This window comes from Sporosarcina ureae, from assembly GCF_002082015.1.
In the GTDB taxonomy this organism is placed as follows: Bacteria; Bacillota; Bacilli; order Bacillales_A; family Planococcaceae; genus Sporosarcina; species Sporosarcina ureae_A.
In genome coordinates, this window is record NZ_CP015109.1 from 2,637,762 (window position 1) to 2,664,300 (window position 26,539).

Consider the following 26,539-nt stretch of genomic DNA (forward strand, 5'->3'; position numbering starts at 1 on the left):
ATGAATAAAATTTGGTTTATAGTCAGACGGGATCTTCGGAATATTTTCAAAAATAAAGCAGCCATCATTGTCATTGCGGCCATTGCGTTTCTTCCTTCCCTTTATGCTTGGATGAACATCCTCGCTTCGTGGGACCCATATTCCAATACGAAAGGCGTAGAAGTCGCAATCGTCAGTGAAGACGTAGGGGCGAAAATCGAAGACAAAGAATTCAATGTCGGAGATGAAGTGATTGTCTCGCTGACCCATAACGATGATCTCGGCTGGCAGTTCGTAACGAAAGATGAAGCGTTGACAGGCGTGAAGCACGGGGATTATTATGCTGCAATCATCATTCCAGAAGATTTCTCAGAGAATTTAAGCAGTGTCGTCACCGATGATATGAAGAAGCCGACATTGGATTACTATATCAATGAAAAGATCAATGCGATTTCTCCGAAAGTAGCAGGTAAAGGTGCATCTGCGATAGTAGAAAATATCGATAAAACATTCGTTGAACAAGCGAATGAAGCAGTCATCAAAGTATTCAATAATCTAGGTGTAGAACTGGAAGACAATCGCGGGAATATCGAAAAGCTAAGAGATTTAATTTATCGATTAGAATATGACATTCCAGATATTTATTCGAAACTGCAAATGGTGGATAAAGGATTAGATTTTGCAGATACTTCTATTGATCGCGTAGATGTCGTGCTTGACGACGTCAACGTAGTGCATGCCAATGCAAAAAAGTTAAATGCACGGTTGATTAGTAAGTTGCAGGAAAATGAAAAGACCGTAGATCACACATTGCGTGTCATCACCTCTAACTTGGAGAGTGCACAAACAGCATTCCGCAAAGTACCCGATTTGACAAGTGAGCTGTCAGGTAAAGGGGAAGACGTCGATCGTATTGTCGGTTCGCTACGTGATAAACAAGGCAAATTAGAAGATACGAATGCACGACTAGATGATATTTACGATTATTTGAAAAAACAGGATCAGAATCTAAAAGACTCAACAAATATTAAAGACTTGCAAAGTTCCTTACATGATAGTGCTACAGATTTGAACCGTTTGAAAAAGAATTTGGAAACGATCATTTCCGATTTGCAGAGCGGTAAGAATCCAGCAACTGACTTGATAACGCAAACACAAGCGTTGTCCGATAAACTCGCTGAAGATATGGAGAAAATTAAAGGCAATTACGAAAATATATTATCTCCCCAAACTGAAAAGCTCATGAAGCAGTTGAATGAACTTTCTACGAATATCACCAGCTTATTGGATCGCGGGACAGAAGTGAATACCCGTGCGCAGGAAGTCGTTCAAGGTTTGATCGATAAGCGGGAATCTATTGATTTCAGTCAATATCAGGAACAACTCGACAGTATGTCTACCGCGATAGAAAGTCAGATTGGAAAAGTGGATTCGGTCATTTCCGTTTTAGAAGCTGCAGGCAAAGTGACTGGCAGTGACAAAATAATCGGTTTGCAACAGAGATTCGTCGCGTTACGCGATCAGTTATCCACGACTAAACAAGCGATTGATAAAGTGCAAGCCGCTATTAGTAAAGGAGAGAAGCCGAGCCTTGAGTTGTTAAATCAACTGTCAGGACAGCTACAGGCAAGTCAGCAAAAGATTGTCGATGCACGAAATCAATTTGATGCCAATAGCCAAAAAGCCATTGCAGATGCGATTCAACAATTACAAACTTTTGATGAAGGATTGCGCGACCGGTTCAATGAACTTCAAGCATCGAAGACGGAAATTGATGAAAAGCTTGCAGGGTTGCTAGAGACAGCAGAAGATCCTAAAGTTACGATTGGTGCTCTTCAAACGATGATTGACCGAATTGATAATGGACTATCGGCAATCGGCTCCATTGATAGTGGATTAGCAGATCTTGAGAATTTCATAAATTCCGATAAGCTATCTGAGGAAATTGAACGAATCAAAACGGTTCAAGACAGCCTATCATCTGCCAATTCATCCGTTGACGGCCTAGTTGATCGGATCAATGAATCGAAAGCAAACGGTAAAAAACATTTAGCTGAAGTCAATCGTGTATCCGGAGAATTGGATCGTTCGGTTGGTGAAGCGATCGATTTCGTCAACAGTGATTTGACGAGAAAGTATAAATCTGCGATGCGCGATGCAACCAATGCGTTGTATGACGTGTCTGACGTACTAGATGAAGTAAATGGACGGATCCCGCGTCTTCGTACTGCGCTTGAAAAAGCTGAAGACGGGGTAGCGCTTGGGAAAAAAGATTTAGTGAAAGCACAGCAGCTCTTCCCGGAAGCTCGTGATGCTATTGAAATGATGGCAGAGAAAATCCGCAAGTTGGAAGACGAAGGAGACTTGGATAAATTATTGGATGTTCTCTCGACAGATCCAATAGGCGTCAGCAAGTTTCTCGCTGAACCGGTTGTCCTAAATGAAAATGCGCTATATCCAATTCCCAACTACGGTTCAGCCATGAGCCCATTTTATACAACACTTTCATTGTGGGTCGGCGCATTACTCATGGTATCCACGCTGAAAGTCGACATCCGAGAAAAGTCACGATTCAAGAGTTACCAAACATATCTTGGACGGTTGATTATCTTTGCTGGAATAGGCACGGTCCAATCATTGATCGTCACGCTCGGCGAATTATTCATCATGAATGTCTACGTCGTCAACAAGCTATCGTTTGTATTATTCGGTGTGCTGATCAGTGTCGTATTCGTTACCATCGTCTACACACTCGTTTCCGTACTTGGTAACACGGGTAAAGTGATCGCCATCGTATTGATGGTCATGCAACTCGGTGCATCAGGAGGGACATTCCCTATTCAAATGGCACCCGATTTCTTCCAACAGATTTCCGCATTTATGCCATTCACACATGCGATCACCTTATTGCGTGAATCGATCGGCGGAATTATCTGGGCTGTGGCACTAAAACAAATCCTCTATTTGTCCATTTACTTCGCGTTATCGCTTGTAGTGGGACTAGGATTAAAGAAATTCTTTAATAAATCGAGTGATAAGTTTATTGAGAAGGCGAAGGAAAGTAATATTGTGATGTGATGGAAATAGACTGTACAGAAAGTGATTTTACTAGCTTTTTGTACAGTCCTTTTATGTGTAATTAGATTTAGAGCTCTCAATTATATGATTTTTTGAGGCTACTACATTAAAATAACTTCATTTGCTCCGAATTGCTATTCTCACTCGTCCCATTAATATACCCTAAATCCCTGAAGCCTTTGGAGCGCTTCTTAGACATATTTATTAGGGCAGGGACCTTTTGGTCAATATAATCATAGACGCGTACTTCTTGTTTTTCAGAGTGATTGCGGTGTAACCGTCCTACGTATTGAGTTAATAAACCCTTCCAAGAGACCGGCATAGTTAGAAACAGCGCATCCAATCGTGGGAAATCAAAACCTTCACCTATATATTTTCCTGTTGCTATAATTAAAAGTTCTTCTTCGCCTGGTAGTTCTCGCATGAAATGTAATGCCTCCTCTTGTTCTTTTTTTGAGAGTTCCCCGGAAAGAGCGATAATATTTTTTGCGAATCCCTTAAACAAACTATGAAGTATATGTATATGACTTATTCGTTCGGTCAGAATTAATGGCGTCATACCTTCCTCTAATGCTAAAAGCACGTCTTCGAAAATAAGTCCATTTCGTTTAGTATCCTCAGCCATTTCATTGTACATTTGTTGGATGTTTTCAGATGTAGTCTTATAAGAGGTTTTTCTTTCAAAGATAAGATGATGAAAAGGACGAATAAGAGCCTGTTCTTTGGCATCTGTTTTATATAAAATCGGCCCGCATTGCATTGTAATTATTGGGTGAAGTCCATCTTTGCGGGCTGGCGTAGCTGTAAGTCCGTATACATATTTTGCTCGAACCATCTTCATTAATTGTTCAGAAGTATAAGCTGAAAGGTGATGGCATTCATCTATAATAATTTGACCGTATTGGGTGATAATAGAATCAATTCCGTTAGAGGTCAATGTTTGTATGGTGGCTACATCGATTTTCCCTGTAGCCATTCGTTTTCCACCGCCAAATTGGCCTATATCTTGAGGGGGGGAGTCCAGAAAAAGTGAAAGCTGATCAATCCATTGATTCAGTAACTGTTTACGGTTCACTATGATAAGGGTATTCACTTTTTGTTCAGCGATAAGAGCAGCTGCTGTTACGGTTTTTCCGAATCCAGTTGCTGCTGCTAAGACTCCGCCATCATGTGCTTGTAACTGTCGAAGTGCGTCTACCTGCTGTGAAGATAAGGTGCCGGTGAATTTTGTCTCGATAGGGCTTCCATAAAAACGTTCATCTATCCAATCTAATTCAATCCCCTTAGATGACATTAGGTCTTGGATAGCCTGCTCACATCCTCTTGGAAGAATTAAATGAGAAGAAGTTTTATCAAAACCTTGAATCACCGAAGGTATAGTATATGTAGACAGTCTCCTTGCTTTTGCTTTAAAATACTCAGTGTTTCCAAATGAAGCTAAACTTTCGAGTTCTGATGTAAGTGAGTCAGTAAGTTCTTCCAACTTGATATAGATGCCGTTCTTCTTAATAGCTTGTAGAGTAATGGGATAATTAGCGGCATTAGTAGCAGGAATTTGCACATTAAGTGATTGAAGGGATTTGTAAATCATGTTCTTATCTACTTTATTTAAACAAGATAAATAAAGCCATTGATCTTCAAATGGTTGAAAGGCTTCATTAACAAAAACGCTATTGCCAAGATCTCGGGCATAGCGTTGTAGTGGTAGGGCGATTAGGTTTCCTAGACTTCTAGTATTTGCAAGAGAGTCCTGACTTGGAAATAAACGATCAAAAGAATCTAATTCAGCAGACGTCTTCTTATCCGCATGTTCAATCAGTGCTTTGCCGAGTGTGCGGGCTAATGAGGAAGGTAAGGCTTCTGAAAAGAACAGCCAGACATGCGCCCCATTGCCAGAACGAGATCTTTCAATACTACAAGGAAGCTGAATGTTTTTACAAATATTTACGAATGCGAGCACATCATTTTGCCAATTCTTTTTATCAAAATCTACAACTAGAAACCAACAAGTGTTATCTACTAACAAAGGATATAGACCTACAATGTGCTTGCCACTCAAATGATCATAAATTGTTTGATCTGTAAGAGAGATATAGGATTTATTCCGTCGGACTGGAGAATATCCGTTCTTACCATTCTCTAACTTCCATCTAGTTGCATAGACATCCGTTCTACCCCGAAAAATACTTTGAAATAATTGAACTTTCTGTTGGGCCGTTGAATTATTGGTAACTAAACTAGTATGTTCTTTGATTTGAAAATCTGGCAAATAATTTTGTACTATCATTTTTAAATACTTATTCTCAGTCTGAAGTTTTTCTAGCTCTAGATTCATTTCTTGTTCAGATCTCTTCATAACCATACACCTCTTATAATTCAATTCAGTGATTCGCTATACTTAGTGTACTAATAAAGATAGAGCTAATACAATATTTTTCTCAATATTCAAACTCACAAAAATGTGTTTAATTTACAAAAAATATTTAAAACTTACTATTCACATCAATTCCCAAACCGATTTGATCATATCATCGGCCTTCACAAAAAGTGAACTCTCTAAAACAAATGTGTGTAAGGTACCATCTTTTAACTCGACAGTAATTCCGTTCGGCACAATACCCAACACATAGGAAGAGTCAATATTATGAATGTCGGCAATATCGAACTCTAAAATATCTCTTTGGAAATGCATGTTTTGTGGCTGGAAGATAAAACGTTGATTTGTGATCAATAAAATTCCGCTAATGTAATCTATACTTTTGCGCAAGTCCGCGGGCATTTCATATTGGACTGTTTCGTTTTCTCGATAATTCGTCATGCAGATCTCTCCTCTACGGATTTTACCTATGACTCTACTTTCATTTTACCTCTATAGATATGTATAGACAAGACATCTTGATTTGCTGAAGAGATTCTATGGAAGGGGAGTGGTCATTGTGGTTTGGTTTGCGCTCTGTCGTTTGGGTGATCCGCTCTATGTATTGTGTTATCTGCTCTATGTAGCTGGGGGTTCGCTCAATCTATGGCCGCGAGTGCTCAATGTGTTGGCGTAAGCGCTCACTCGTCCGCGCTACCCGCTCAAACGAAGTCCGCGAGCGCTCAATGTGTTTGCGTAAGCGCTCAATTGCCCGCGCTATCCGCTCAAACCATGTCCGCGAGCGCTCAATGTGTTGGCGTAAGCGCTCAATCGCCCGCGCCATCCGCTCAAACGAAGTCCGCGAGCGCTCAATGTGTCGACCAAAGCGCTCAATCGTCCACGCTATCCGCTCAATCAAGGTCCACAATCGCTCTAAACCGCAATGTACCCGCTCAATCTATCACGCCATCCGCTCTAAACCGCTGTATAACCGCTCAATACCGCCCCAAAAACCCTGCAATCTAACCCAATATTCACTCAATACACCACGCGTCTACTCAATACCATTTCGCTATTGACACTAAAAAACTCTGTCTGTTATCATTATGTGTAACCGGTACCACATAGAACAGAATGTAGGTGGAATAGTTGGCGAATATACGGGATGTGGCTAAAGTTGCTGGAGTTTCAGTAGCCACTGTTTCACGCTATTTAAATGATAAAGGATACATAAGTGAAGAGGCAAAACGGGTGATTGCTAAGGCGATTGACGAGTTGAACTATCAGCCTAGTATGATTGCGCGTTCACTTAGCACGAAACAATCTACTTTTATTGGCTTGATTGTTCCGGATATTGTCAATCCGTTTTTTCCAGAACTGGCGCGTGCGATTGAAGATGTTGCGCTGGCGTATGGATACACGTTGATTTTGTGTAACTCAGATGAAGATCTTGAGAAGGAAATTAATTATGTAAAGACTCTGCAACAGAAATATGTGGCGGGGTTTATTGTCGCGTCGAATCATATAGAAGCGGAACATTATATGGGACTAGATATTCCCATTGTAGCAATTGATCGAAGAATTCATTCGTCTATACCGTATATAGCGACGGATAACCGCGAAGGCGCTCGTATAGGAACGGAGCATTTATTGGATAGCGGTTGCAAAAATGTCCTTTGTATGCGCGGGCCTGCAGGATTAGGTCCTGCTGATGATCGATTTGCTGGGTTCAATGATGCGGTAAAAGGGAAGAATATAGAAACGCATATTGTTGAATGTCCCTTCCATTTTGATATAGCGGAGACGATGGTCAAAAAGATTTTGCAAGAACGGTCTATTGATGGGATTTTTGCGAGTAGCGATGTGACTGCAGCGGGTGCAATGAAAGCTGCATATTCAGCGGGTATTCATGTACCCAATCAGCTTCAAATTGTTGGATATGACGGAACGATGCTTGCCAGCCAATTAACACCAGGCTTAACGACGGTAGCGCAGGATTTATATAGAATGGGTGCGATGGCAGCGAGGATGCTCATTACATTAATTAAAGGGCAAGAGTTGACGGAGCGTGAAATACTGATTCCGGCAGAGTTGCTCATTCGCCAAACAACGAGGAGTGAAGCATGATGATAACGGTAATTGGCAGTGCCAATATGGATTTGGTAGTGGGCACGGAGAATTTTCCGGACCAAGGTGAGACGGTTCTTGGAAATGTGTTCGATACAGTGCCAGGTGGAAAAGGCGCGAATCAGGCAATTGCTGCAGCGCGACTTGGTAGTGAAACACATATGGTTGCGTGTGTGGGAAATGATTTATTCGGTACGAGTATTGTCAATAATCTTCAACAGAATACAGTCGGCGTCACCGGTGTTGCTACTGTAGATGGAGCTTCTGGCATTGCGAATATTTTGCTGTCGGAAGGAGATAATCGGATTATCGTTGTACCGGGCGCGAACTCTTTGTTGATGCCATCACATATTGACGAAATAGAAGACCTCATCAAACGTAGTGACTTGGTCATGCTTCAATTGGAAATTCCGATTCCTACTGTCGTCTATACATTAGAAAAGTGCCAAGCGGCTGGCGTGCCGGTGATGTTGAATCCGGCTCCAGCGCGTGGATTTGAACTCGATATGATGCCTTCGATTACCTATTTAACGCCGAATGAAACGGAATGTGAACAAATTTTCGGTATGGATATGGTAAGTGCATTAGAGAAGTATCCGAACCGTTTAATTATCACGCTAGGCGATGACGGTGCACGATTCTATGATGGCGAAAAGCATGTCATGGTAGAAAGCTTTAAAACCAAAGCTGTGGATACGACAGGTGCAGGTGATACGTTTAATGGTGCACTTGCACATGGAATAGTGGCGGGGATGGAACTGGAACGAGCAGTTCGTTTCGCGAATGCGGCCGCTTCACTTTCCGTAGAGAAGTTCGGCGCACAAGGTGGCATGCCTTCATTTGAAGAAGTAGAAGCGCGTTTGGAGGAGAGCCTATGAAAAGGCATGGCATGATCAATCGCGATATTGCGGCTGTGCTAGCTAAAATGGGTCACACCGATCAATTGACGATTGCCGATTGCGGTCTGCCGATTCCTGAAGGTGTTCCGTGCATCGATCTTTCGTATACAATTGGCAAGCCTGGATTCACAGAGATCTTATTGGAAGTAATGAAAGACTTTCAAGCAGAAAAAGTATATATTGCAAGTGAAATAAAAGAACAGAATCCTACAGTTTATAGTGAAATTACACAACTAGCATGTCCAATAGAAGAGTTGACACATGATCAATTAAAGCAACAATCAAGTCAATCGAAAGTTATTATTCGTACAGGAGAGGCGACGCCTTATGCCAATGTTATCGTACAGTCAGGCGTCATATTCTGAAAGTGGGTGTGCAGAGATGATTGCGATGAGCGGGATATCGAAAAGTTTCAATGGGAATAAAGTACTCGACAATGTGGAGTTTAATGTAGTAAAAGGTGAAATCCATGCGCTCATGGGCGAGAACGGTGCAGGGAAATCTACGATGATGAAAATTTTGACGGGGATCTATACGCGCGATTCAGGCGAGATCACAGTCAAAGGTAAGAAAGTGGAGTTCAAGAACGCGAAGGAAGCTGAAGAAGCGGGAATTGCGGTCATTCACCAAGAGCTCAATATTTTACCTGATTTGACAGTTGCAGAGAACTTCTATTTAGGGAATGAAAAGACATTCGGGAAAAGCGGAATTTTGAAGACGAAGGAAATGAATCGTCAAGCGGAAGAAATTCTGTCGAAGTTAGGATTGCATGTCGATGCACGAACGATCACGCGTGAATTATCTGTCGGTAAACAGCAGATTATTGAGATTGCGAAGGCGGTTTCTTCTAATGCCGAATTAATTATAATGGATGAGCCGACTGCAGCACTGACGGACCGCGAAATCGAAACATTATTCGAAACCGTTCGAGCATTGCAAGCGGAAGGCGTTTCATTCGTTTATATATCGCACCGGATGGAAGAGATTTTTGCGATGTGCGATCGGATTACTATTTTACGAGATGGTCAATACGTCGGTGTGCGCAATATAAAAGACACGACGTTTGAAGAAATCGTGCAGATGATGGTCGGACGTGAATTGGGTGAACGATTCCCAGCACGTGCGTGTGAAATAGGCGATGTGAAACTAAAAGTAGAAAAACTCTCGCGCACTGACTATTTTGAAGATGTATCGTTTGAAGTGCGAAAAGGTGAAATTGTCGGTATTGCCGGCTTGATGGGTGCTGGACGTACAGAAGTAATTCAATCGATTTTCGGCTTTAAAAAACCGACTGCAGGCAAGATTTTTATTGATGGCGATCAAGTGGTGATTTCAAATCCGTTGCAAGCGAAAAAGCTTGGTATCGGATATGTTACAGAAGACCGGAAAACTGAAGGGTTGATACTCGAATTTTCGGTACGGGAAAATATGTGCCTGACGAACTTCAATCGAATTTCAAATTCAGGCGTCATCCAACGAACGAAAGAAAATCAGTTGTATGACACGATGTCCAAACGTCTGGGTGTTCGCACGTCTGGACCTGAACAAAGCGTTAAGTCGTTGAGTGGTGGTAACCAGCAAAAGGTAGTCATCGCGAAATGGTTAGGCATTGAGCCCGACATTCTGTTTTTAGATGAACCGACTAGAGGTGTCGACGTGGGGGCGAAGAAAGAAATTTACAGTATCATCAATGAATTGGCTGAGCGTGGAGTGGCGATTGTGATGATTTCATCTGAACTTCCGGAAGTCATCGGTATGGCAGACCGCGTGCTTGTCATGCATGAAGGTCAGTTGATGGCAAATTTACCTAAAGAAGACATGACACAAGAACGAATTATGCATTTTGCAACAGGAGGTGACAAAGTTGTCCAAGACTAATATGAAATCGTCATTACAGAAATTAGGGCCGTTCATTGGTTTATTATTGATCGTGGTCATTATTTCTATTATGAGTCCGAGTTTTTTAACGCTGAACAACTTGTTCAACGTATTGCGTCAAGTGTCAATTAACGCATTGATTGCGTTCGGGATGACGTTTGTTATTTTGACCGGTGGAATTGATTTATCAGTTGGATCGATTCTCGCATTAACCGGTGCCGTGACAGCAGGTATGATGTCAGGCGGTATGGATCCGATTTTAGCTATGCTACTCGGTGTATTACTAGGTGTGCTGCTCGGTGCAATCAACGGATTGATTATTGCGAAAGGGAAGGTCGCACCATTTATCGCAACACTCGCGACGATGACGATTTTCCGCGGATTGACTTTAGTCTATACTGAAGGACGTCCGATTTCAGGACTTGGCGATTCATTCACATTCCAAATGCTCGGAAAAGGATATGTTTTCGGTATCCCGTTTCCGGTCATCACGATGGCAATCTCCTTTGCAGTGCTGTACTTTATATTGAAGAAAACGACATTCGGACGCCGTGTCTATGCGATCGGTGGCAATGAAGAAGCGTCACGTCTTTCCGGAATCAATGTCGATCGCGTAAAGATTTATGTCTATTCATTGGCAGGCGGTTTAACGGCAATCGCGTCACTTATTTTGACGTCACGCCTAAACTCCGCACAGCCGACAGCAGGAAATATGTTTGAACTCGATGCGATTGCGGCCGTTGTACTTGGCGGGACAAGCTTGACTGGCGGACGCGGTTGGATTGTCGGTACATTAATCGGGGCATTGATTATTGGTGTGTTGAATAATGGTTTGAATTTGATAGGCGTATCCTCTTTCTTCCAACAGGTAGTAAAGGGTGCAGTTATATTAATTGCAGTGCTCTTAGATCGCAAAAAAACCGCATAAGGAGATGTAAATTGTATGAAAAATATCAAATGGTTACTACTTATGGCCGTCGTTCTCGTTTTGGCTGCTTGTTCATTAGAGCAACCGGGTTCAAATTCTTCCTCAGATGATCAAGGTGAGGCTGGAAATGACAGCGACAAAGTGTATAAAATCGGTCTTTCGGTATCGACGCTAAACAACCCGTTCTTCGTGACATTGAGTGAAGGAGTCAAGGACCAGGCGAAAGAGTCTGGATCTGAAGTGATCGTTGTCGATGCACAAGACGATGCATCTAAACAAGCGAGTGACGTAGAAGATTTAATTCAACAAGGTGTAGATTTGTTGATCATCAATCCGACAGATTCACAAGCAGTTGTATCTGCAGTAGAATCAGCAAACAGCTCAAATGTTCCGGTCATCACAGTAGACCGTAGAGCAGAAGGTGGAGAAGTCGTTTCCCACATTGCTTCAGATAATAAAGCAGGCGGTGTGTTAGCTGGGGAATACTTGATCGAGCTGCTTGGTGAAGAGAATCCACAGGTTGCAGAACTTGAAGGAATTGCGGGTTCATCCGCAGCACGTGACCGTGGAGCCGGCTTTAACGAAGCGGTGGACGGCAAGGTAAATATCGTAGCGAAACAAACAGCGAACTTTAACCGTGCAGAAGGTTTGACGGTAATGGAGAACATTTTGCAAGCTAACCCAGACATCCAAGGCGTATTCGCGCATAACGATGAAATGGCGTTAGGTGCGTTAGAAGCCATTCAGTCGGCTGGTAAAGATATTATAGTCATTGGATTTGACGCAACAGACGACGCTGTAGCATCTGTCAAAGATGGTAAGTTGTCCGCGACGATTGCCCAGAAGCCCGAGGAAATTGGGGTCAAGGCAATGAAAGCCGCGGTTGCTCTGTTGAATGGTGAAGAGGTAGAAGCAGATATTCCCGTTGAATTGGAGTTAATTAAAGAGTAAGTTAAAGTTTTAGTTTTATGGGAGCTCTCTGGCCATGTTTTTTGGCTGGGGAGCTTTTTTTGTGTTTTTTTGGGGGCGAGGGGTAGGTAGGGATTGAGCGGATGTGGTGGGGGATTGAGCGTTTGCGGGCTACTATAGAGCGGATATGGTGGGTGATAGAGCGGTTGTGGACTGTTATAGAGCGAATAGCTGGCGGGATTGAGCGGTTACGGCTTGAGATAGAGCGAATGTTCGTATGTGATAGATTGGTTGATGATATAGAGCGAGAATTTCGTGTCATTGAGCGGATGTGGGGTTGGATTGAGCGTTTACGGGCTACTATAGAGCGGATGTGGTGGGTGATAGAGCGGTTGTGGACCGCTATAGAGCGAATAGCTGGCGGGATAGAGCAGTTATGGCTTGAGATAGAGCGAATCTCGTGTGTGATAGATTGGTTGGTAATATAGAGCAGGAATATCGTGTCATTGAGCGGATTTCGGGTTGGATTGAGCGCACACGGCCCACTATAGAGCGGTTAGCACGTCTCATAGAGCGCATCCCAGGTTGTATAGAGCGCATACGGCCAGCTATAGAGCGTTTATCGCCTCTCATAGAGCGAATCCCAGATTGCATAGAGCACACAAAACCCACTATAGAGCAACTCCCGCATTCATGTATAAAGCCCAAGTATCCATCATATGCATAGGATGTAGATGGTTGGACTTTATTTAAAAGAAGGACAGGCTTATTACGCAATGTGTGGATGTGATAGTTCGCAGCTAAAAAGATAGGCAATTCATAGGTACTTTTCAGATTATGGTAGACTTTTTGTTTGTGTTTGTCTGTAATCACTTTACATTTAGTAACATGAGAATTAATGTAATCAGATGTATACTGAGTAATCAAAAGATATGATTCAAAGAGGAGTGGGGAAATGAAAGCGTTAACAAATTCTGTTAATAGTGCTAGATTAAATGATAATCTTCAAACTTTAAGTGAAATAGGGAGAATTGGTTCTACTGGAGTCTGTAGACTTGCACATTCCCCTGAAGATAAACAGGCTGTGTTACATGTAAAAAAGTATATGGATCAAATCGGTTTGAAGACGGAAATTGATCACTTTGGTAATTTAATTGGGAGGATGGATGGTGTATCGAATGATTCCCCGGCTTTAGTCATTGGCTCACATATCGATTCGCAACCTTATGGCGGAAAGTACGATGGGGCGCTTGGAGTGATCGGAGCGATTGAAGTATTGGAAACGCTGCAAGAAAAGGGAATAAAACCTGAGATACCTATTGTACTATTTGCCTTTGCTGATGAGGAAGGCGCACGATTCAATAAGGGTTTGTTCGGTGTAAGAGGCATGTTAGGTAAATTAGAGGAAGGAGAGCTCGAACGTAAGGATAAGAAGGGAATGACGAGACGAGAGGCGTTGATTGAATTTGGTTGCGACCCGTCAAAATTTGAAGAATCTCTTATTGACCCTTCTACTATAGCGGCATTTTTAGAGCTTCATATTGAACAGGGACCTGTGTTGGAAGCGAAAGGTGAACCTGTTGGCATTGTGACGGGGATTTCTGGTCCTTTATGGTTAACGGTTGAAATGGAAGGTTTAGCTGGTCACGCTGGATCTGTACCGATGCCTATGCGTCAAGATGCTTTAGTAGGGGCCGCTAAAGTCATTGTAAAGCTTAATGAGTTAGCTCAAGAGATCCCAGGAGCACCGACAGTAAGTACTGTGGGAAGTTTGCAAGTATTTCCGGACTCTCGCAATATCATTCCCGAAAGAGTGACTTTTACAGTTGATTTACGGGATATTGATGAAAATAGACGAGATCGAATTGAGCAAGTTTTCCTTCAGGAGTTAGAGAGAATTGCAGATGAACATAACTTAACGTATACAATCACTGAAGATACGCGAAGTGAACCTAGATTTTGTAATGAAGCGATTATGCAGATTATGAGAGAAGAAAGTGCGGAAATGCAGTTAACGCCTCCAGAATTAATGAGTGGCCCTTTTCATGATTCGCTTGAAATGTCTTATGTGTGTGACTACGGCATGATTTTTGTCCGTTCTAAAGATGGTATTAGTCATAACCCGAAAGAGTATAGTTCACCAGAAGATATCGCACTAGGCGTAGAATTACTGTATAAGACAGTTTATAGAATGGCTTGTAAAAGGTGATCAAACACAAAGAATATAGTTAATGGAGGGATTGGATGAGTAAAAAGAAGTTCAATACGATATATATAATGATCGTGACTGTTCCGTTTTTATTGTTAATATTTCCTTTATTTGAACTAGCAAACCGAGCAACTCCAATAGTAATGGGGCTACCTTTTTCATTTTTCTATATCATTCTATTAATTTTACTAACATTTGTTGGGATTTTGATTTTGTATCGTTTTGATCCAGATCATAAGCTTGAAGAAGGTGATGAATGATGGAGCATTGGTTAATTGCGTTAATCATTATGATTGGTTATTTAGTCATTGCATTGGTTGTTGGCGTATGGGCGGGTAAAGGACAAGATTCTAGTTCCCTAGATGAATTCGCAGTGGCAGGGGGAAAACTAGGATTAATCGTCATGTGGTTCTTGATGGGGGGAGCGGTATTTAGTGCTTTCTCGTTCTTAGGCGCACCGGGCTGGGCTTTTGAAAAAGGCGCACCTGCTTATTATATTATTATCTATACAGCCTTTGCGATATTGCCTTGGTATATTATCGGGCCTAAAATCTCGAAGATTGGTAAGAAATTTAATCTGTATACTATATCTTCGTTTTTCAGAATCCGTTATGGAAGTAAGGCTCTTGGAATAATAGTAGGATTACTTGCATTATTGGCATCTATTCAATATTTGGCTACCCAGTTAACAGGAATGGCACACATCTTTAATATTATGACAGAAGGTAGAATTCCTTTTTGGCTTGGAGCTCTTCTTGCATACGGGATTGTTGTGGTGTATGTGGCAACAGGCGGACTACGAGCTGCGGCTTGGTCTGACGTATTCCAAGGGCTACTGATGATCATTATTTCATGGGTTGTAGGAATAGCGATCGTGAATCAGTTACACGACTCGATGGGCGCTATGTTTACGAACATTGCAGTAGAAAGTCCTGGATTTTTACAAATAGGAAAAGAAGGATCTACTATGGGGACGATACCCTTTACAACGACTATTTTAGTATCCGTAATTGGATTCTTGATGTGGCCACATTTATTTACAAAGTCCTATGCATCCGGCCCTAAAGTCATTAAGAAAACCGTGTTGGTTTACCCAATATTTGCGTTATTCTTAATACCATTATTGCTGGTTGGATTTGCAGCTAAAGGGATTGTAGATGCGAATATGATTGAAAGTGCAGATCAGATTCTTCCATTCTTGATCACTACTATTATGAATCTTCCAGGTTGGGTGTACGGACTAGTTGGCGCGGGTGCACTTGCGGCTGCCATGTCATCTGCTGATGCGATTACACACAATGCAACATTGGAAACAACGGACGGTGTGATTCGTACTATCTTCAAAGATCTATCCGACAAGACCGTTTTGAAGATTATGCGTATAGGTGTATTCGTCATTGGAGGTTTAGCCTATATTATTACCATTTTCGGAGGTCAAGGATTAATTGTCTTACTCTTAGGAGCGTATGGGGCTATTGTGCAATTTGCTCCAGGCGTGTACAGTGCATTGTATTGGCGAGGAGCAACGGCAATAGGTGTGATCAGTGGCTTGGTTGTAGGAGCGATATTGAATTTTTATTTCCAACTCGTTGCAGACTCCACGCCATTTGGTATTCACGCAGGAATTATAGGATTGATTTTTAATGTTATTATTATGATAATAGTCAGTTTACTGACCAAGTCAAAGAGAAGCGAGGAAGAAGATATTTATATTCGTAGCTAATTAATACATGTACATTTTAGTACAGAGAGGTGATCTACAGTGCATGCAGATATAGTATTTACTAATGGAGAAGTTATTACAGTAGATAAGGACTCATCCATTATGGAAGCCGTAGCGATCAAAGATCAGAAGATCATCAGCGTGGGCCAGATCGACGAAGTCAGCAAATTGATTGGAGAAAATACTCGAGTAATGGATCTGGAAGGAAAGTCTCTCCTTCCAGGTTTCATAGACCCGCATCTGCATCTAACTATTTATGGAACGAACTTACTCGGCATAAATTGTGCAAGTCCTGAAATCGATTCGCTGGAAATGTTGTATGAGCAAATGAAAAAGAGGGCGGAACAGACTCCAAAAGGGGAATGGATCCGAGTTACAGGCTTCAATGAACAGGCGCTAAAAGAAAAACGTTTCCCTACAATACAAGAACTTGACGCAATATCTACAGAACATCCTATTGTTATAATTCGGGTTTGTAACCATACATCGATCGCAAATAGTAATGCATTGGAATTAGCTGGTTTCACAAAGGAGTCCGAAAATCCTGCAGGCGGTGAGATAGAGCGTGATTCCAGTGGGGAATTGACAGGGAAAATGATTGAGAATGCACATATGCAACTATTTTCTATAGCAGATTATAGTGCAGAGGAAATTACAGAAGGATTGAAATTAGCATCTCAGATATTTGTGAAGTCTGGCATAACGAGTTTACATGATGCGGGTAGCTATGGCTGGGGACCCGATATTTTAAAACTGATGAAAAAAAGTATAGACGCAGGTGATGTGAAAAACCGAGTATACGCTCTTATTGGATCATTGACCGATTCAGAGTCGTTTGTTCGGTATATGATGGACGAAGGTGTAGTGACTGGAGAGGGCGATGAATGGTTTAAAATTGGACCTGCTAAACTATTTACAGACGGCAGCAGTACAGGGCCCACTTTAGCCACAAGAGAACCTTATGAGAGTGACCCGACAGATAGAGGCATACTGTATTATGACCAAGATAGAATGAATGAAATTCTAGGGGAAGCTCATAGCAAAGGGTACCAAATCACTGCGCATGCACAAGGCGATCGAGCAATTGAAATGGTGTTGAATTGTATTGAAGAGGCGTTAAAGAAGCATCCTCGAACAGATCACCGCCATCGTATTGAACATGCAGGAATAGCCAGTCCAGATCTTCAGGAACGGATGAAGGAATTGGGAGTTGTAGTGATTCCTAACCCAGCATTCATGTATGTGAATGGGGATGCTTACTTGGAGTATTATGGCGATCGAGTAAATGTCATGTATCCGGCAAAAGATTATTTGGCAAAAGGAATACCTTTTGCATTTGCCTCAGATACGCCCGTTGTAGACCCTAATCCTCTTCTCGGGATTCATGCGGCAGTGAACAGAAAAACCGTTACAGGCCAAGATGTAGGAACTTGTCAGCGAGTGTCAGTGCTAGAGGCAATCAAAGCCTATACGTATATGGGTGCGTACGCGAGCTTTGATGAAACACAAAAAGGTAGTATTGAAGTTGGCAAATTAGCGGATTTGGTTGTGCTGGATCAAAGTATTCTCTCTGCTGAGATAACGAGTCTTAAAGAAATAACAGTAGAGATGACGATGATCGATGGAAAAATAGAGTATGAAAAACAGGTGAGTTATCAGAAGTAAATACCGTTATATTTTAGCATACAGCAAAGATCGCCATTCGACTTTTTCGGATGGCTTTTATTATGGAGAAATTCAACTGGATACAAATTCAAAAAAATTATAAGTACTAGAAAGCAATTTTCCACCATAGAGTTTTCATGGTATATGATATGCCAGACATAGTGACCAAACTTACTTAGCACTAAATAACAATGTGTCCAATGTATGATTAGCCGATTCTAAATATACTATATTACACATTCGGAGTAGTCTGATTGCGTGAAAATGGGAGGTGAATACATGTTAGGTTTTCCTGTAGAAACTTTTTGGTGGTTTGTTCCATGGCCTTTCATATGGGTAGGATTGGCTGCAATTCTCTATTTTAAAATGAAACGCGACGATGAGATGGAAGAGAAGATGGACAAAGAACAAAATCAAAATCAGTAGTTACGATAGGGGGGCATTCAATGAGCATTGATGGGATCATTTTCATTGTATACTTAGGGGTTCTATTAACGATTGGCTTGTGGTTTTCACGCAAATCATCAGCTTCCACAGAACAGTACTTACTTGGCGGTCGATCTCTCGGACCAGCCGTCACGGCGATGACCATGCAAACTACAGCTATGAGTGGCTTCATGTTTATGGGAGCCCCAGCGATGGCCTTTAAATATGGCTGGTATGCCATTTGGTACGCTATTGGAGATGCAGGCGGATCAATTATAAACCTCTCTGTATTAGGTAAACGAATGAGAAGAATGTCTGAAATATTGGGAGCGCTTTCGCCAATTGAGTATTTGGAAAAACGTTTTGAAAGCGCTAGTGTACGAGTGGTCGGATCCATCATTTCCATCGTGTTTTTATTTGGCTATGTTTGCGCTCAGTTTATTGCGGCCGGGAAAGCCATGTCTACACTGACAGGCTTTACTTATGAACTGTCTCTGATTATCGGTATTAGTGTCATTATCATCTATACCGTGGCTGGCGGATATCTAGCGGTTGCCTACACTTCATTTGTACAAGGCATGATCATGGTACTGGGTGTCGTTGGGATCGGTATTCTCGCGTATTTTCATGTAGGCGGCATCACAGGATTGAACGTTGCGTTGCAAGCTATAGACCCTACGTATTTAAGCATCTGGGGTAAAGATCTAGCTTACTATGGTCAATGGGGAATGGTGCTCGGGGCAATACTGATTTACTCGATTGGCTACATGGGACTTCCACATGTAGTAGTTCGCCATATGTCGATGAAAAGTACAAAAACAGTAAAAGGCGCTGTCATGATTAGTGCTCTGTGGAATCAATTCTTCATCTTTGTACCATATATTCTAGGTTTGATTGGGATTATTTTACTGCCTACCATTGCTGATCCAGAAATGATTATTACAGAGCTAGCCTACACGTTATTCCCTGGTATCTTTGCAGCACTATTGCTCTCAGCTATTATGTCAGCGGTCATGTCTACTGCAGACTCTATCTTGATGCAAGCGGGTTCGATTCTTTCACGTGACGTGTATCAACGTTTCATCAATAAAGATGCTAGCCCTAAAACAATGATTCTTGTTTCGAGATTATGCATTTTAATGGGCGGAATTGTAGGAGTTGTCGTAGCCATTTATGAGCCACCTTCCGTGTTTGCATTGGTTCTGTTCGCTTTCGGTACATTAGGGAATGCATTCTTAGTTCCTTATGTGGCATCTGTTTACTCTAAAAAAGCTAATTATATCGGTTGCTTATGTGCGATGATCGGCGGAGCTTCAACGAATATCATTTGGACTTCCATGGGGTTAGAGACGTCTACAGGACTTCATCCATTCTTGGCAGGTTTACTCGTGTCACTAGTCGGTATGATCATCGGAAGTCGGTTTGGTCGCAAACCATCAGATAAAATATTGCAAGCATTTGAACAGTCTAGATACAAACGTGTATTCTCAAAAGAATTTGATCGAAACATTACACGTGACTTGGCTCCCGAGGCGAGCAACGTATCAAAGTTTTTAGCAGATACTAAATAACTTACAGGAGTCGGTATTCATGAGCGCTATATTATTGCAAGAAATCGAGTTTACTAAAGAAGAAGTTTTGCTTGGCCTGCAGCAATACGAAAAAGAAACGTACTTCCAAGTCCAAGATATGATCTACTATCCATATTACTTTTTTGAATACCAAGTGAGTGCTAAAAGCTTACTAAAGTTTAAAGGGAAGGCAGCTTGTACAATAGACGGCCTGGGCGGAAGGGGAGCGATAGTGGATGTTCGGCCGAACTTTTCTAGAAAGACGGAAGAAGTGGGGCGTTTTCCTGAGCTTGTGATTGCGGAGGAAGAAGCAATTGATGCGGCGAAGAGGTTTATTTTTGATCATGCTTCTTCCAAAGCTAAATTTGTTACGATGCCTAAAATTACAGAAGTTCAAAGAACCCTCTTCTATCGTCCTTTTTGGTTAACAGATTACAAATTAGACAATAAGAAATCAGGACAGCTCATTGTGGATGCGATTAGTGGAAGCTATCATCCGTTGTAACCGTAAGTTGCGAAGCTACTCGTTAAATATGAAATCGTAAACAGCCACTATTCGCGATGTATAGGCGAGTAGTGGCTGTGTGTAGGTAGAGATCCTATTTAGACTAACACCTTTTTAGCCATAATGGCCACTTCAAGCGCAATCCGATTAAGTGGAGACATAAAGTTCTCTCCCATTATAGATTCAATCTTTTCCAGTCGGTGATACAGCGTTTGTCTTACGATAAACAGACGATCTGCGGTTTCTTTTTTTGAACCACCACACTCTAGGTAAATACGGAGCGTCTCGAATAAATTACCGTCAGTCTTTTTATCATAATCAATTAAATCTTGAAGATAATCGTCTACATAGTGTCCAAGGTCTCCTTGTTCATTGAGTAGAAGTAACAGTCTATAAATCCCTAAATCATCATAAAAATTACTTTCAAATGCAAACTTTTGCTTGAGTTCCGCTACTCGTTTTGCTTCTTTATATCCTTCTTTGATTTGTGAATGGTTCTGGTGAACTGAACTAATCCCCAATTGATATTCACGTTCGTTAAAGAATGTGTGATCGTCCATACCAGCCAACTGCTCGGCCACTTGAGTAAAGTGATTCATGTCTTTTACATGCTTCCCTGAAGCGATAAACGATGCAATAATCGTAATTTCATTTCTAGTTACGGAAATAGCCGGAAAGAAACTATGTCGTTTAAAGACTGAACGAATCATCATAGATTGTTGTAAACGGATTTCCTCCCAGTTGTTCTCGTCTAAAGTAGATTCATTCGTGTCCAACTGAATGACGAAGATTCTGTAATAAGTATTCGAGCTTTTTGTTGGTAAATAGGCTTGAATGTCTTCTTGTTCTACAGGCCGTCCATGTAGTAAATTGCGCACGAATTCATCTTCATTAAATTGGTTTCTCTCTTGAATGGTACGGTTTCTAAGCAATATTTGGGCAATTGCAAGAGAGGCTCTATCCAATAGTAAAAAAGCGAACTCATTGGCTGTTTCTTGTGGAAGGTGAAGGCATAAATAGCCAAGAGCCTGGCCTAAGCCGTTAATAGAGAACAAGGCGAATGGCTGGTCATCAATTATATAAATGCCCTGATCTAGCTTTTGCGTAGGATTCTCGCTAAGAAATTCTTTTATACTATGTTTCCATGTAGTGGATTCAAGGGGGTAATAATAAGATTTGGCTTCATCGGATATGAATAAAACATGTTGGTTGAACAAGGAGTGTAGTTCGTGAAGAATCTTCAAAATTCCGTTTGGCATTAAACTTAACTGATTAAATCTTCTCGATAAGGTATCTAGCGTAGACAACATTTCGTAATGGCGATTGATGATCACTGTGTGTAAGTCTTGTGAAATATCAACGAATTTAACTGCTTTTTCGAACACGACAATAGGAAATTGCTTTGCATCAGCGAGTGTAATAATCTCTTGCTGTATTTCACTAACGTATGATCCTATTTCAACACAAAGGCAGGCAACATTTAGTTCGATTAGCTGGTTTACGTACTTTAATTGTGTCGCACTATCTAGTTGTAGATGAATACCTGTCGTTAAAATAATTTCGCCACCGTTGACTAGTGAACTAAACTCACTAACCTCTAATACATGTGACCATTTAACCTGTCGATCCAACCCAGTGCGTCCAGCTATCACTCTGGCGTGCTTGAACGTCTCACGGGCTAATACATCTTTAACGGTCAACGAAAGTTCATTCATGTACATTAGACCTCCATAACGTGAAAAGATTTTCAGTACGATGTTACACAATGTAAAATGAAACTATTTTGAATAGTTGTTAAACTATAGAAAGTAGTTTAGCTCAAGTCTTGTTGTAAAGCAAGACTAGATGAATAGGAGGATGGAAAATGAATATGATAGTAGTAGAAAAGAAAACACTTTCCAATTTTATTAATGGACAATGGGTAAAATCACTTACTGATAAATATGAAGAGGTACCAAATCCAGCGACAGGCAAGATTATTGCAGAAGTACCTATTTCAACGGAAGAAGATCTACAAGTTGCAGTAGATGCAGCGAAAAAAGCGTTCACTTCTTGGAGAAAAACGGCTGTGCCACAAAGAGCTCGTATCCTATTTAAATATCAACAACTTCTGATTGCTCATTGGGATGAGCTGGCACAATTAATTACGATAGAAAATGGAAAGAACTATACAGAGGCTTACGGCGAAGTGTTACGCGGAATCGAATGTGTGGAATTTGCTACAGGGGCTCCGACCTTGATGATGGGGTACCAACTACCTGACATTGCGACAAATATTGAATCAGGTATGTATCGCTACCCTTTAGGAGTGGTTGCAGGGATCACCCCTTTTAACTTCCCGATGATGGTTCCTTGTTGGATGTTCCCACTTGCCATTGCAGCAGGAAATACATTCATTTTAAAACCTTCAGAGCGTACACCACTTCTGGCGAATAGATTAGCAGAGCTATTAACTGAAGCAGGACTGCCGGATGGAGTGTTCAATATCGTTCACGGTGCACATGATATCGTGAACGGAATCTTAAGTCATCCAGACATCCCCGCTGTTTCGTTTGTTGGATCACAGCCGGTAGCAGAGTATGTGTATAAAACAGGAACCGCTCATGGTAAGCGTGTTCAGGCGCTAGCCGGTGCTAAAAATCACTCGATTGTTATGCCCGATGCCAATATGGATGTGGCAGTTACTAATATTACCAATGCGGCATTTGGTTCAGCTGGCGAAAGGTGCATGGCCGCTTCCGTCGTAGTCGCAGTTGGAGATATTGCGGATCAACTTGTACGGCGTTTAGTGGATGAAGCGAATAAATTGACTATTGGAAACGGTTTAGAAGAAGGAGTGTTCCTTGGACCGGTCATTCGAGATTCCCATAAAGATAAAACACTTTCCTACATCGAGTCGGGGATTAAAGAGGGAGCAACTCTCGTACGTGACGGACGAGGCGATGAATCTACTTCGGAAGGGGGCTATTTCGTAGGGCCGACAATTTTTGAAGGCGTTACGACGCAAATGCGAATTTGGAAAGAAGAAATATTCGCACCTGTACTTTCGATCATCAGAGTAGAAACATTAGATGAAGCAATTGAGCTTACCAATCAATCAGACTTTGCAAATGGTGCTTGTTTATATACAGATAGCTCGAAGGCGATTCGTCAATTCCGAGAAGAAATTGATGCAGGAATGCTAGGTATAAATCTTGGCGTACCAGCACCTATGGCATTCTTCCCGTTCTCTGGCTATAAGAAGTCATTTTATGGTGATCTGCATGCAAATGGCCGTGATGGTATCGAATTTTACACACGTAAGAAAATGTTGACTGCACGTCATGAATATTAATAAAAGGGGAGGCAACATTATTGAAAACTTTACGCGAACAAGATCAGAATAAAGGATCATTAATTGAACAAAATCGGGATAAAGTTTGGCCTCATATTTCAGCATACAATGAAAAAAATCCTCCAATGATTATCGAAAGTGGAGAAAATGCCTGGATTACAGATCATGAGGGTAATCGCTATTTAGATGGGATGTCAGGGTTATGGTGTGTCAATGTGGGCTATGGAAGAGAAGAAATTGCACAAGTAGCCTATGAGCAAATGAAGAAACTCGCTTACGTGCCTATGACGCAAAGCCATAAACCGGCAATTGAACTGGCTGCCAAATTAAATGAAATGCTAGGGGACGACTATAAGATTTTCTATTCTAATAGTGGATCGGATGCAAATGAAGTAGCGTTCAAGCTTATACGCCAGTACCATCAACAAAATGGAGAACCTTCCAGATATAAATTCCTCTCCCGTTACCGTGCGTATCATGGCAGCTCGATGGGGGCGCTGTCCGCTACGGGGCAGGCTTTACGAAAATACAAGTATGAGCCGCTAGTACCTGGATTCCTACATGTCGCACCTCCAGATAATTATCGAAAACCTGAGGGTGTTTCAGTGGAAGAGTATAATATTCAGCGTGCTTTAGAGCTTGAAGAGAAAATTATTTGGGAACAAAAGGATACTATCGCAGGAATTATTATGGAGCCGCTCATTACAGGAGGGGGAATCTTAATTCCACATCCGGTGTACTTAGAGAAAGTCCAAGAAATCTGTACTCGTCACGGTGTCTTATTAATCATAGATGAGGTGATTTGCGGATTTGGACGCACTGGAAAAGCATTTGGGCATCAGCATTACAATCTAAAACCCGATATTGTCACGATGGCGAAAGGTTTGACTAGCGCATACCTGCCATTATCCGTAACAGCCATCCGCAAAGATATCTATGAAAAATTTGATACAGGCGAAGATCACAGTCATTTTCGCCATGTGAATACATTTGGTGGAAACCCGGCTGCTTGTGCAGTTGCGCTTAAGAACTTAGAAATTTTGGAACGTGAAGATCTGATCAATCGTTCTGCAGAACTTGGCGAGCGATTATCGGATGAACTGGCATGTTTACAAGATCATCCCTATGTTGGAGATATTCGAAGTATCGGTTTCTTGATGGGAATTGAACTCGTTGAAGATAAGAAGACAAAAGAACCTGCGACGAATGCGCGTATCACGAAAATTATTGGAGAGTGTAAAGCGAATGGACTGATTGTCGGTCGAAACGGTGAAACAGTAGAAGGATTTAATAATGTCCTTGCGCTTTGTCCGCCACTTTCATGTACGGACGAGGATTTCGATTTCATCGTATCTGTTATGAAAAAAGTATTTAAAGAGAATGAATAACAAGTTGTCTATCTTATAATTGAGTATAAAGCACCTCTAGTGTACCCGTATAAAGTAATCAGAGGTGCTTCTTCTATGCAGTAAATAGCAGTACGTCATCTAAATGGCTTATACTACTAAATCTCAAAGAGTTGAAAGTTATACAATAGTATACATTTGATCCGAGGAGGAATGGGTATGTTGATTGGTGTACCAAAAGAAATTAAAAATAACGAGAATCGTGTAGCGATGACCCCCGCAGGAGTATACACACTTCGCTCGTCTGGCCATGAAGTACTGATCGAAACGAAAGCTGGTTTAGGATCAAGTTTTACAGACGAGGAATATATTGAGGCGGGCGCACAGATTGTTCAGACAGCAGAAGAAGCATGGAGCGCTGAAATGGTTATGAAAGTAAAGGAACCGATTGCTTCTGAATATCGTTATTTTCGTAAAGGTTTACTACTATTCACATACTTGCATTTAGCACCTGAGACGGAGTTGACTAAAGCTCTTCTAGAAAGTGAAGTAACAGGACTAGCCTACGAAACAGTTCAGTTGCCTAATAACTCATTGCCGTTGCTCGCACCGATGAGTGAAGTAGCAGGAAGAATGGCGACACAAATCGGTGCTCAGTATCTTGAAAAAACGAAGGGTGGAAAAGGTATTCTGCTAGCTGGGGTGCCGGGTGTTTCTCGAGGGAAGGTTGTAATAATTGGCGGTGGACAGGCAGGAGCAAATGCTGCACGTGTGGCAATCGGGATGGGTGCTCACGTAACTGTACTGGATCTGTCAGTCGATCGTTTACGCCAATTAGATGATATATTTGGCACTAACATTCAAACACTCGTTTCGAATCCGTTTAATATCGCAGAATCGGTCAAGTCGGCAGACCTAGTTGTAGGTGCAGTGTTGATTCCTGGAGCCAAAGCACCTAAGCTTGTCTCTGAAGAAATGGTTCAATCCATGAAACCCGGTTCGGTCCTCGTGGATATCGCCATTGATCAAGGAGGAATTTTTGAAACATCCGACCGTGTAACGACACACGACGCACCAATCTATACTAAACATGATGTCGTCCATTATGCAGTGGCTAATATGCCTGGAGCAGTACCACAGACATCGACAGTAGCATTGACCAACGTTACAGTCCCTTATGCGCTTCAAATTGCTAATAAAGGATGTAGCCAAGCCCTTCTAGATAATGAAGCCCTGCGAAAAGGTTTAAATACTATGAATGGCTATGTAACATACAAAGCCGTTGCAGAAGCACAAAACCTAGACTACACGCCTTCCATGTCTATATTAAAAAATAATGGTTTAGTAACGAATATTTAAAACATCGCTATATATTTACTTATAATTAGTTGAAAGTACAACAAGTCCCTCTGCCTACACTATATTTTGGAAACAACAATATAGTGTAACAGAAGGATTTTTTTCACGTACTAGAAACGTCTAGCGGTACAGGTGCCAGTGGCTCGTATCGATGCAATCAATATGTGTTCCACTCCATTACCGTAATGCTCTTGTGACTAATTTTTCCATTATCCGTATCAAATCTAGTGAAATCCTGTATAATCAA

Annotated in this window: 21 protein-coding genes; 18 read left to right on the top strand and 3 right to left on the bottom strand. The window is 41.6% G+C overall.

Features of this window, described 5'->3' with window-relative positions; all coding sequences use genetic code 11:
- Positions 1 to 3,057, top strand: coding sequence for a YhgE/Pip domain-containing protein (locus tag SporoP17a_RS12935; protein ID WP_083035059.1), 3,057 nt, complete (start codon positions 1 to 3; stop codon positions 3,055 to 3,057).
- 106 nt (positions 3,058 to 3,163) lie between these two features.
- Here SporoP17a_RS12935 and SporoP17a_RS12940 read toward each other — a convergent pair whose 3' ends face one another.
- Complete coding sequence (locus SporoP17a_RS12940; RefSeq protein ID WP_237262329.1) at positions 3,164 to 5,413, bottom strand: DEAD/DEAH box helicase; 2,250 nt, start codon at positions 5,411 to 5,413, stop codon at positions 3,164 to 3,166.
- Positions 5,414 to 5,554: 141 nt separating this feature from the next.
- The gene (locus SporoP17a_RS12945) at positions 5,555 to 5,875 is read right to left on the bottom strand and encodes a hypothetical protein (protein WP_083035060.1); all 321 of its coding nucleotides are present in this window, start codon (positions 5,873 to 5,875) and stop codon (positions 5,555 to 5,557) included.
- Positions 5,876 to 6,562: 687 nt separating this feature from the next.
- Between SporoP17a_RS12945 and SporoP17a_RS12950 the strand changes: the two genes are divergently transcribed.
- The 14 genes from SporoP17a_RS12950 to SporoP17a_RS13010 all read left to right on the top strand — a co-directional run bounded on the left by SporoP17a_RS12950 (position 6,563) and on the right by SporoP17a_RS13010 (position 20,253).
- Positions 6,563 to 7,540 carry a LacI family DNA-binding transcriptional regulator gene (locus tag SporoP17a_RS12950; protein ID WP_083035061.1) on the top strand — a complete coding sequence of 326 codons (978 nt, stop codon included), beginning with the start codon at positions 6,563 to 6,565 and terminating at the stop codon, positions 7,538 to 7,540.
- Entirely contained in the window at positions 7,540 to 8,418 is an 879-nt protein-coding gene (gene rbsK / locus SporoP17a_RS12955) for a ribokinase (protein ID WP_083035062.1), read from the top strand. Before SporoP17a_RS12950 ends, rbsK begins: the two co-directional genes overlap by 1 nt.
- Positions 8,415 to 8,804, top strand: coding sequence for a D-ribose pyranase (gene rbsD, locus SporoP17a_RS12960; protein WP_083035063.1), 390 nt, complete (start codon positions 8,415 to 8,417; stop codon positions 8,802 to 8,804). Before rbsK ends, rbsD begins: the two co-directional genes overlap by 4 nt.
- Before the next feature lie 16 nt (positions 8,805 to 8,820).
- On the top strand, positions 8,821 to 10,317 hold the full coding sequence (locus tag SporoP17a_RS12965; protein ID WP_083035064.1) for a sugar ABC transporter ATP-binding protein: 1,497 nt from the start codon (positions 8,821 to 8,823) through the stop codon (positions 10,315 to 10,317).
- Positions 10,304 to 11,245 carry a ribose ABC transporter permease gene (rbsC, locus tag SporoP17a_RS12970; RefSeq protein ID WP_083035065.1) on the top strand — a complete coding sequence of 314 codons (942 nt, stop codon included), beginning with the start codon at positions 10,304 to 10,306 and terminating at the stop codon, positions 11,243 to 11,245. Before SporoP17a_RS12965 ends, rbsC begins: the two co-directional genes overlap by 14 nt.
- A gap of 15 nt (positions 11,246 to 11,260) precedes the next feature.
- Complete coding sequence (rbsB, locus tag SporoP17a_RS12975) at positions 11,261 to 12,196, top strand: ribose ABC transporter substrate-binding protein RbsB (RefSeq protein WP_083035066.1); 936 nt, start codon at positions 11,261 to 11,263, stop codon at positions 12,194 to 12,196.
- Positions 12,197 to 12,318: 122 nt separating this feature from the next.
- Positions 12,319 to 12,642: a hypothetical protein gene (locus tag SporoP17a_RS12980; protein WP_156890576.1), complete on the top strand. Its 324-nt coding sequence runs from the start codon at positions 12,319 to 12,321 to the stop codon at positions 12,640 to 12,642.
- Between the two features lie 467 nt (positions 12,643 to 13,109).
- Entirely contained in the window at positions 13,110 to 14,363 is a 1,254-nt protein-coding gene (locus SporoP17a_RS12985) for a M20 family metallo-hydrolase (protein WP_083035068.1), read from the top strand.
- Between the two features lie 35 nt (positions 14,364 to 14,398).
- Positions 14,399 to 14,623: a DUF3311 domain-containing protein gene (locus SporoP17a_RS12990; RefSeq protein WP_083035069.1), complete on the top strand. Its 225-nt coding sequence runs from the start codon at positions 14,399 to 14,401 to the stop codon at positions 14,621 to 14,623.
- Entirely contained in the window at positions 14,623 to 16,086 is a 1,464-nt protein-coding gene (locus tag SporoP17a_RS12995; protein WP_083036102.1) for a sodium:solute symporter family protein, read from the top strand. Before SporoP17a_RS12990 ends, SporoP17a_RS12995 begins: the two co-directional genes overlap by 1 nt.
- A gap of 39 nt (positions 16,087 to 16,125) precedes the next feature.
- A complete protein-coding gene (locus tag SporoP17a_RS13000; protein ID WP_083035070.1) occupies positions 16,126 to 17,751 on the top strand; it encodes an amidohydrolase in 1,626 nt (541 codons plus the stop codon).
- A gap of 279 nt (positions 17,752 to 18,030) precedes the next feature.
- On the top strand, positions 18,031 to 18,177 hold the full coding sequence (locus SporoP17a_RS16900) for a hypothetical protein (RefSeq protein ID WP_167693435.1): 147 nt from the start codon (positions 18,031 to 18,033) through the stop codon (positions 18,175 to 18,177).
- Positions 18,178 to 18,197: 20 nt separating this feature from the next.
- Positions 18,198 to 19,748, top strand: a complete 1,551-nt coding sequence (locus SporoP17a_RS13005) for a sodium/proline symporter (protein ID WP_083035071.1) — start codon at positions 18,198 to 18,200, stop codon at positions 19,746 to 19,748.
- 19 nt (positions 19,749 to 19,767) lie between these two features.
- Positions 19,768 to 20,253, top strand: coding sequence for a hypothetical protein (locus SporoP17a_RS13010; protein WP_083035072.1), 486 nt, complete (start codon positions 19,768 to 19,770; stop codon positions 20,251 to 20,253).
- 98 nt (positions 20,254 to 20,351) lie between these two features.
- Here SporoP17a_RS13010 and SporoP17a_RS13015 read toward each other — a convergent pair whose 3' ends face one another.
- Positions 20,352 to 21,968 (bottom strand): PucR family transcriptional regulator, encoded by a 1,617-nt coding sequence (locus tag SporoP17a_RS13015; protein ID WP_083035073.1) that lies wholly within the window; start codon positions 21,966 to 21,968, stop codon positions 20,352 to 20,354.
- A gap of 149 nt (positions 21,969 to 22,117) precedes the next feature.
- Between SporoP17a_RS13015 and SporoP17a_RS13020 the strand changes: the two genes are divergently transcribed.
- From SporoP17a_RS13020 to ald, 3 genes are all read left to right on the top strand, one after another.
- On the top strand, positions 22,118 to 23,587 hold the full coding sequence (locus SporoP17a_RS13020; protein WP_083035074.1) for a CoA-acylating methylmalonate-semialdehyde dehydrogenase: 1,470 nt from the start codon (positions 22,118 to 22,120) through the stop codon (positions 23,585 to 23,587).
- A gap of 20 nt (positions 23,588 to 23,607) precedes the next feature.
- Complete coding sequence (locus tag SporoP17a_RS13025) at positions 23,608 to 24,975, top strand: aspartate aminotransferase family protein (protein WP_083035075.1); 1,368 nt, start codon at positions 23,608 to 23,610, stop codon at positions 24,973 to 24,975.
- A gap of 177 nt (positions 24,976 to 25,152) precedes the next feature.
- The gene (gene ald / locus SporoP17a_RS13030; protein ID WP_083035076.1) at positions 25,153 to 26,292 is read left to right on the top strand and encodes an alanine dehydrogenase; all 1,140 of its coding nucleotides are present in this window, start codon (positions 25,153 to 25,155) and stop codon (positions 26,290 to 26,292) included.
- The last annotated feature ends 247 nt before the right edge of the window (positions 26,293 to 26,539 follow it).

Coding starts and splice junctions, on each gene's coding strand:
- SporoP17a_RS16900 (WP_167693435.1), top strand. CDS start 18,031: ATGTTAGGTTTTCCTGTAGAAACTTTTTGGTGGTTTGTTCCATGGCCT.
- rbsK (WP_083035062.1), top strand. CDS start 7,540: ATGATAACGGTAATTGGCAGTGCCAATATGGATTTGGTAGTGGGCACG.
- SporoP17a_RS13020 (WP_083035074.1), top strand. CDS start 22,118: ATGAATATGATAGTAGTAGAAAAGAAAACACTTTCCAATTTTATTAAT.
- SporoP17a_RS12935 (WP_083035059.1), top strand. CDS start 1: ATGAATAAAATTTGGTTTATAGTCAGACGGGATCTTCGGAATATTTTC.
- SporoP17a_RS12995 (WP_083036102.1), top strand. CDS start 14,623: ATGGAGCATTGGTTAATTGCGTTAATCATTATGATTGGTTATTTAGTC.
- SporoP17a_RS13005 (WP_083035071.1), top strand. CDS start 18,198: ATGAGCATTGATGGGATCATTTTCATTGTATACTTAGGGGTTCTATTA.
- SporoP17a_RS12940 (WP_237262329.1), bottom strand. CDS start 5,413: ATGAAGAGATCTGAACAAGAAATGAATCTAGAGCTAGAAAAACTTCAG.
- SporoP17a_RS12985 (WP_083035068.1), top strand. CDS start 13,110: ATGAAAGCGTTAACAAATTCTGTTAATAGTGCTAGATTAAATGATAAT.
- rbsB (WP_083035066.1), top strand. CDS start 11,261: ATGAAAAATATCAAATGGTTACTACTTATGGCCGTCGTTCTCGTTTTG.
- SporoP17a_RS12945 (WP_083035060.1), bottom strand. CDS start 5,875: ATGACGAATTATCGAGAAAACGAAACAGTCCAATATGAAATGCCCGCG.
- SporoP17a_RS13010 (WP_083035072.1), top strand. CDS start 19,768: ATGAGCGCTATATTATTGCAAGAAATCGAGTTTACTAAAGAAGAAGTT.
- rbsD (WP_083035063.1), top strand. CDS start 8,415: ATGAAAAGGCATGGCATGATCAATCGCGATATTGCGGCTGTGCTAGCT.
- SporoP17a_RS12990 (WP_083035069.1), top strand. CDS start 14,399: ATGAGTAAAAAGAAGTTCAATACGATATATATAATGATCGTGACTGTT.
- ald (WP_083035076.1), top strand. CDS start 25,153: ATGTTGATTGGTGTACCAAAAGAAATTAAAAATAACGAGAATCGTGTA.
- SporoP17a_RS13015 (WP_083035073.1), bottom strand. CDS start 21,968: ATGAATGAACTTTCGTTGACCGTTAAAGATGTATTAGCCCGTGAGACG.
- SporoP17a_RS12965 (WP_083035064.1), top strand. CDS start 8,821: ATGATTGCGATGAGCGGGATATCGAAAAGTTTCAATGGGAATAAAGTA.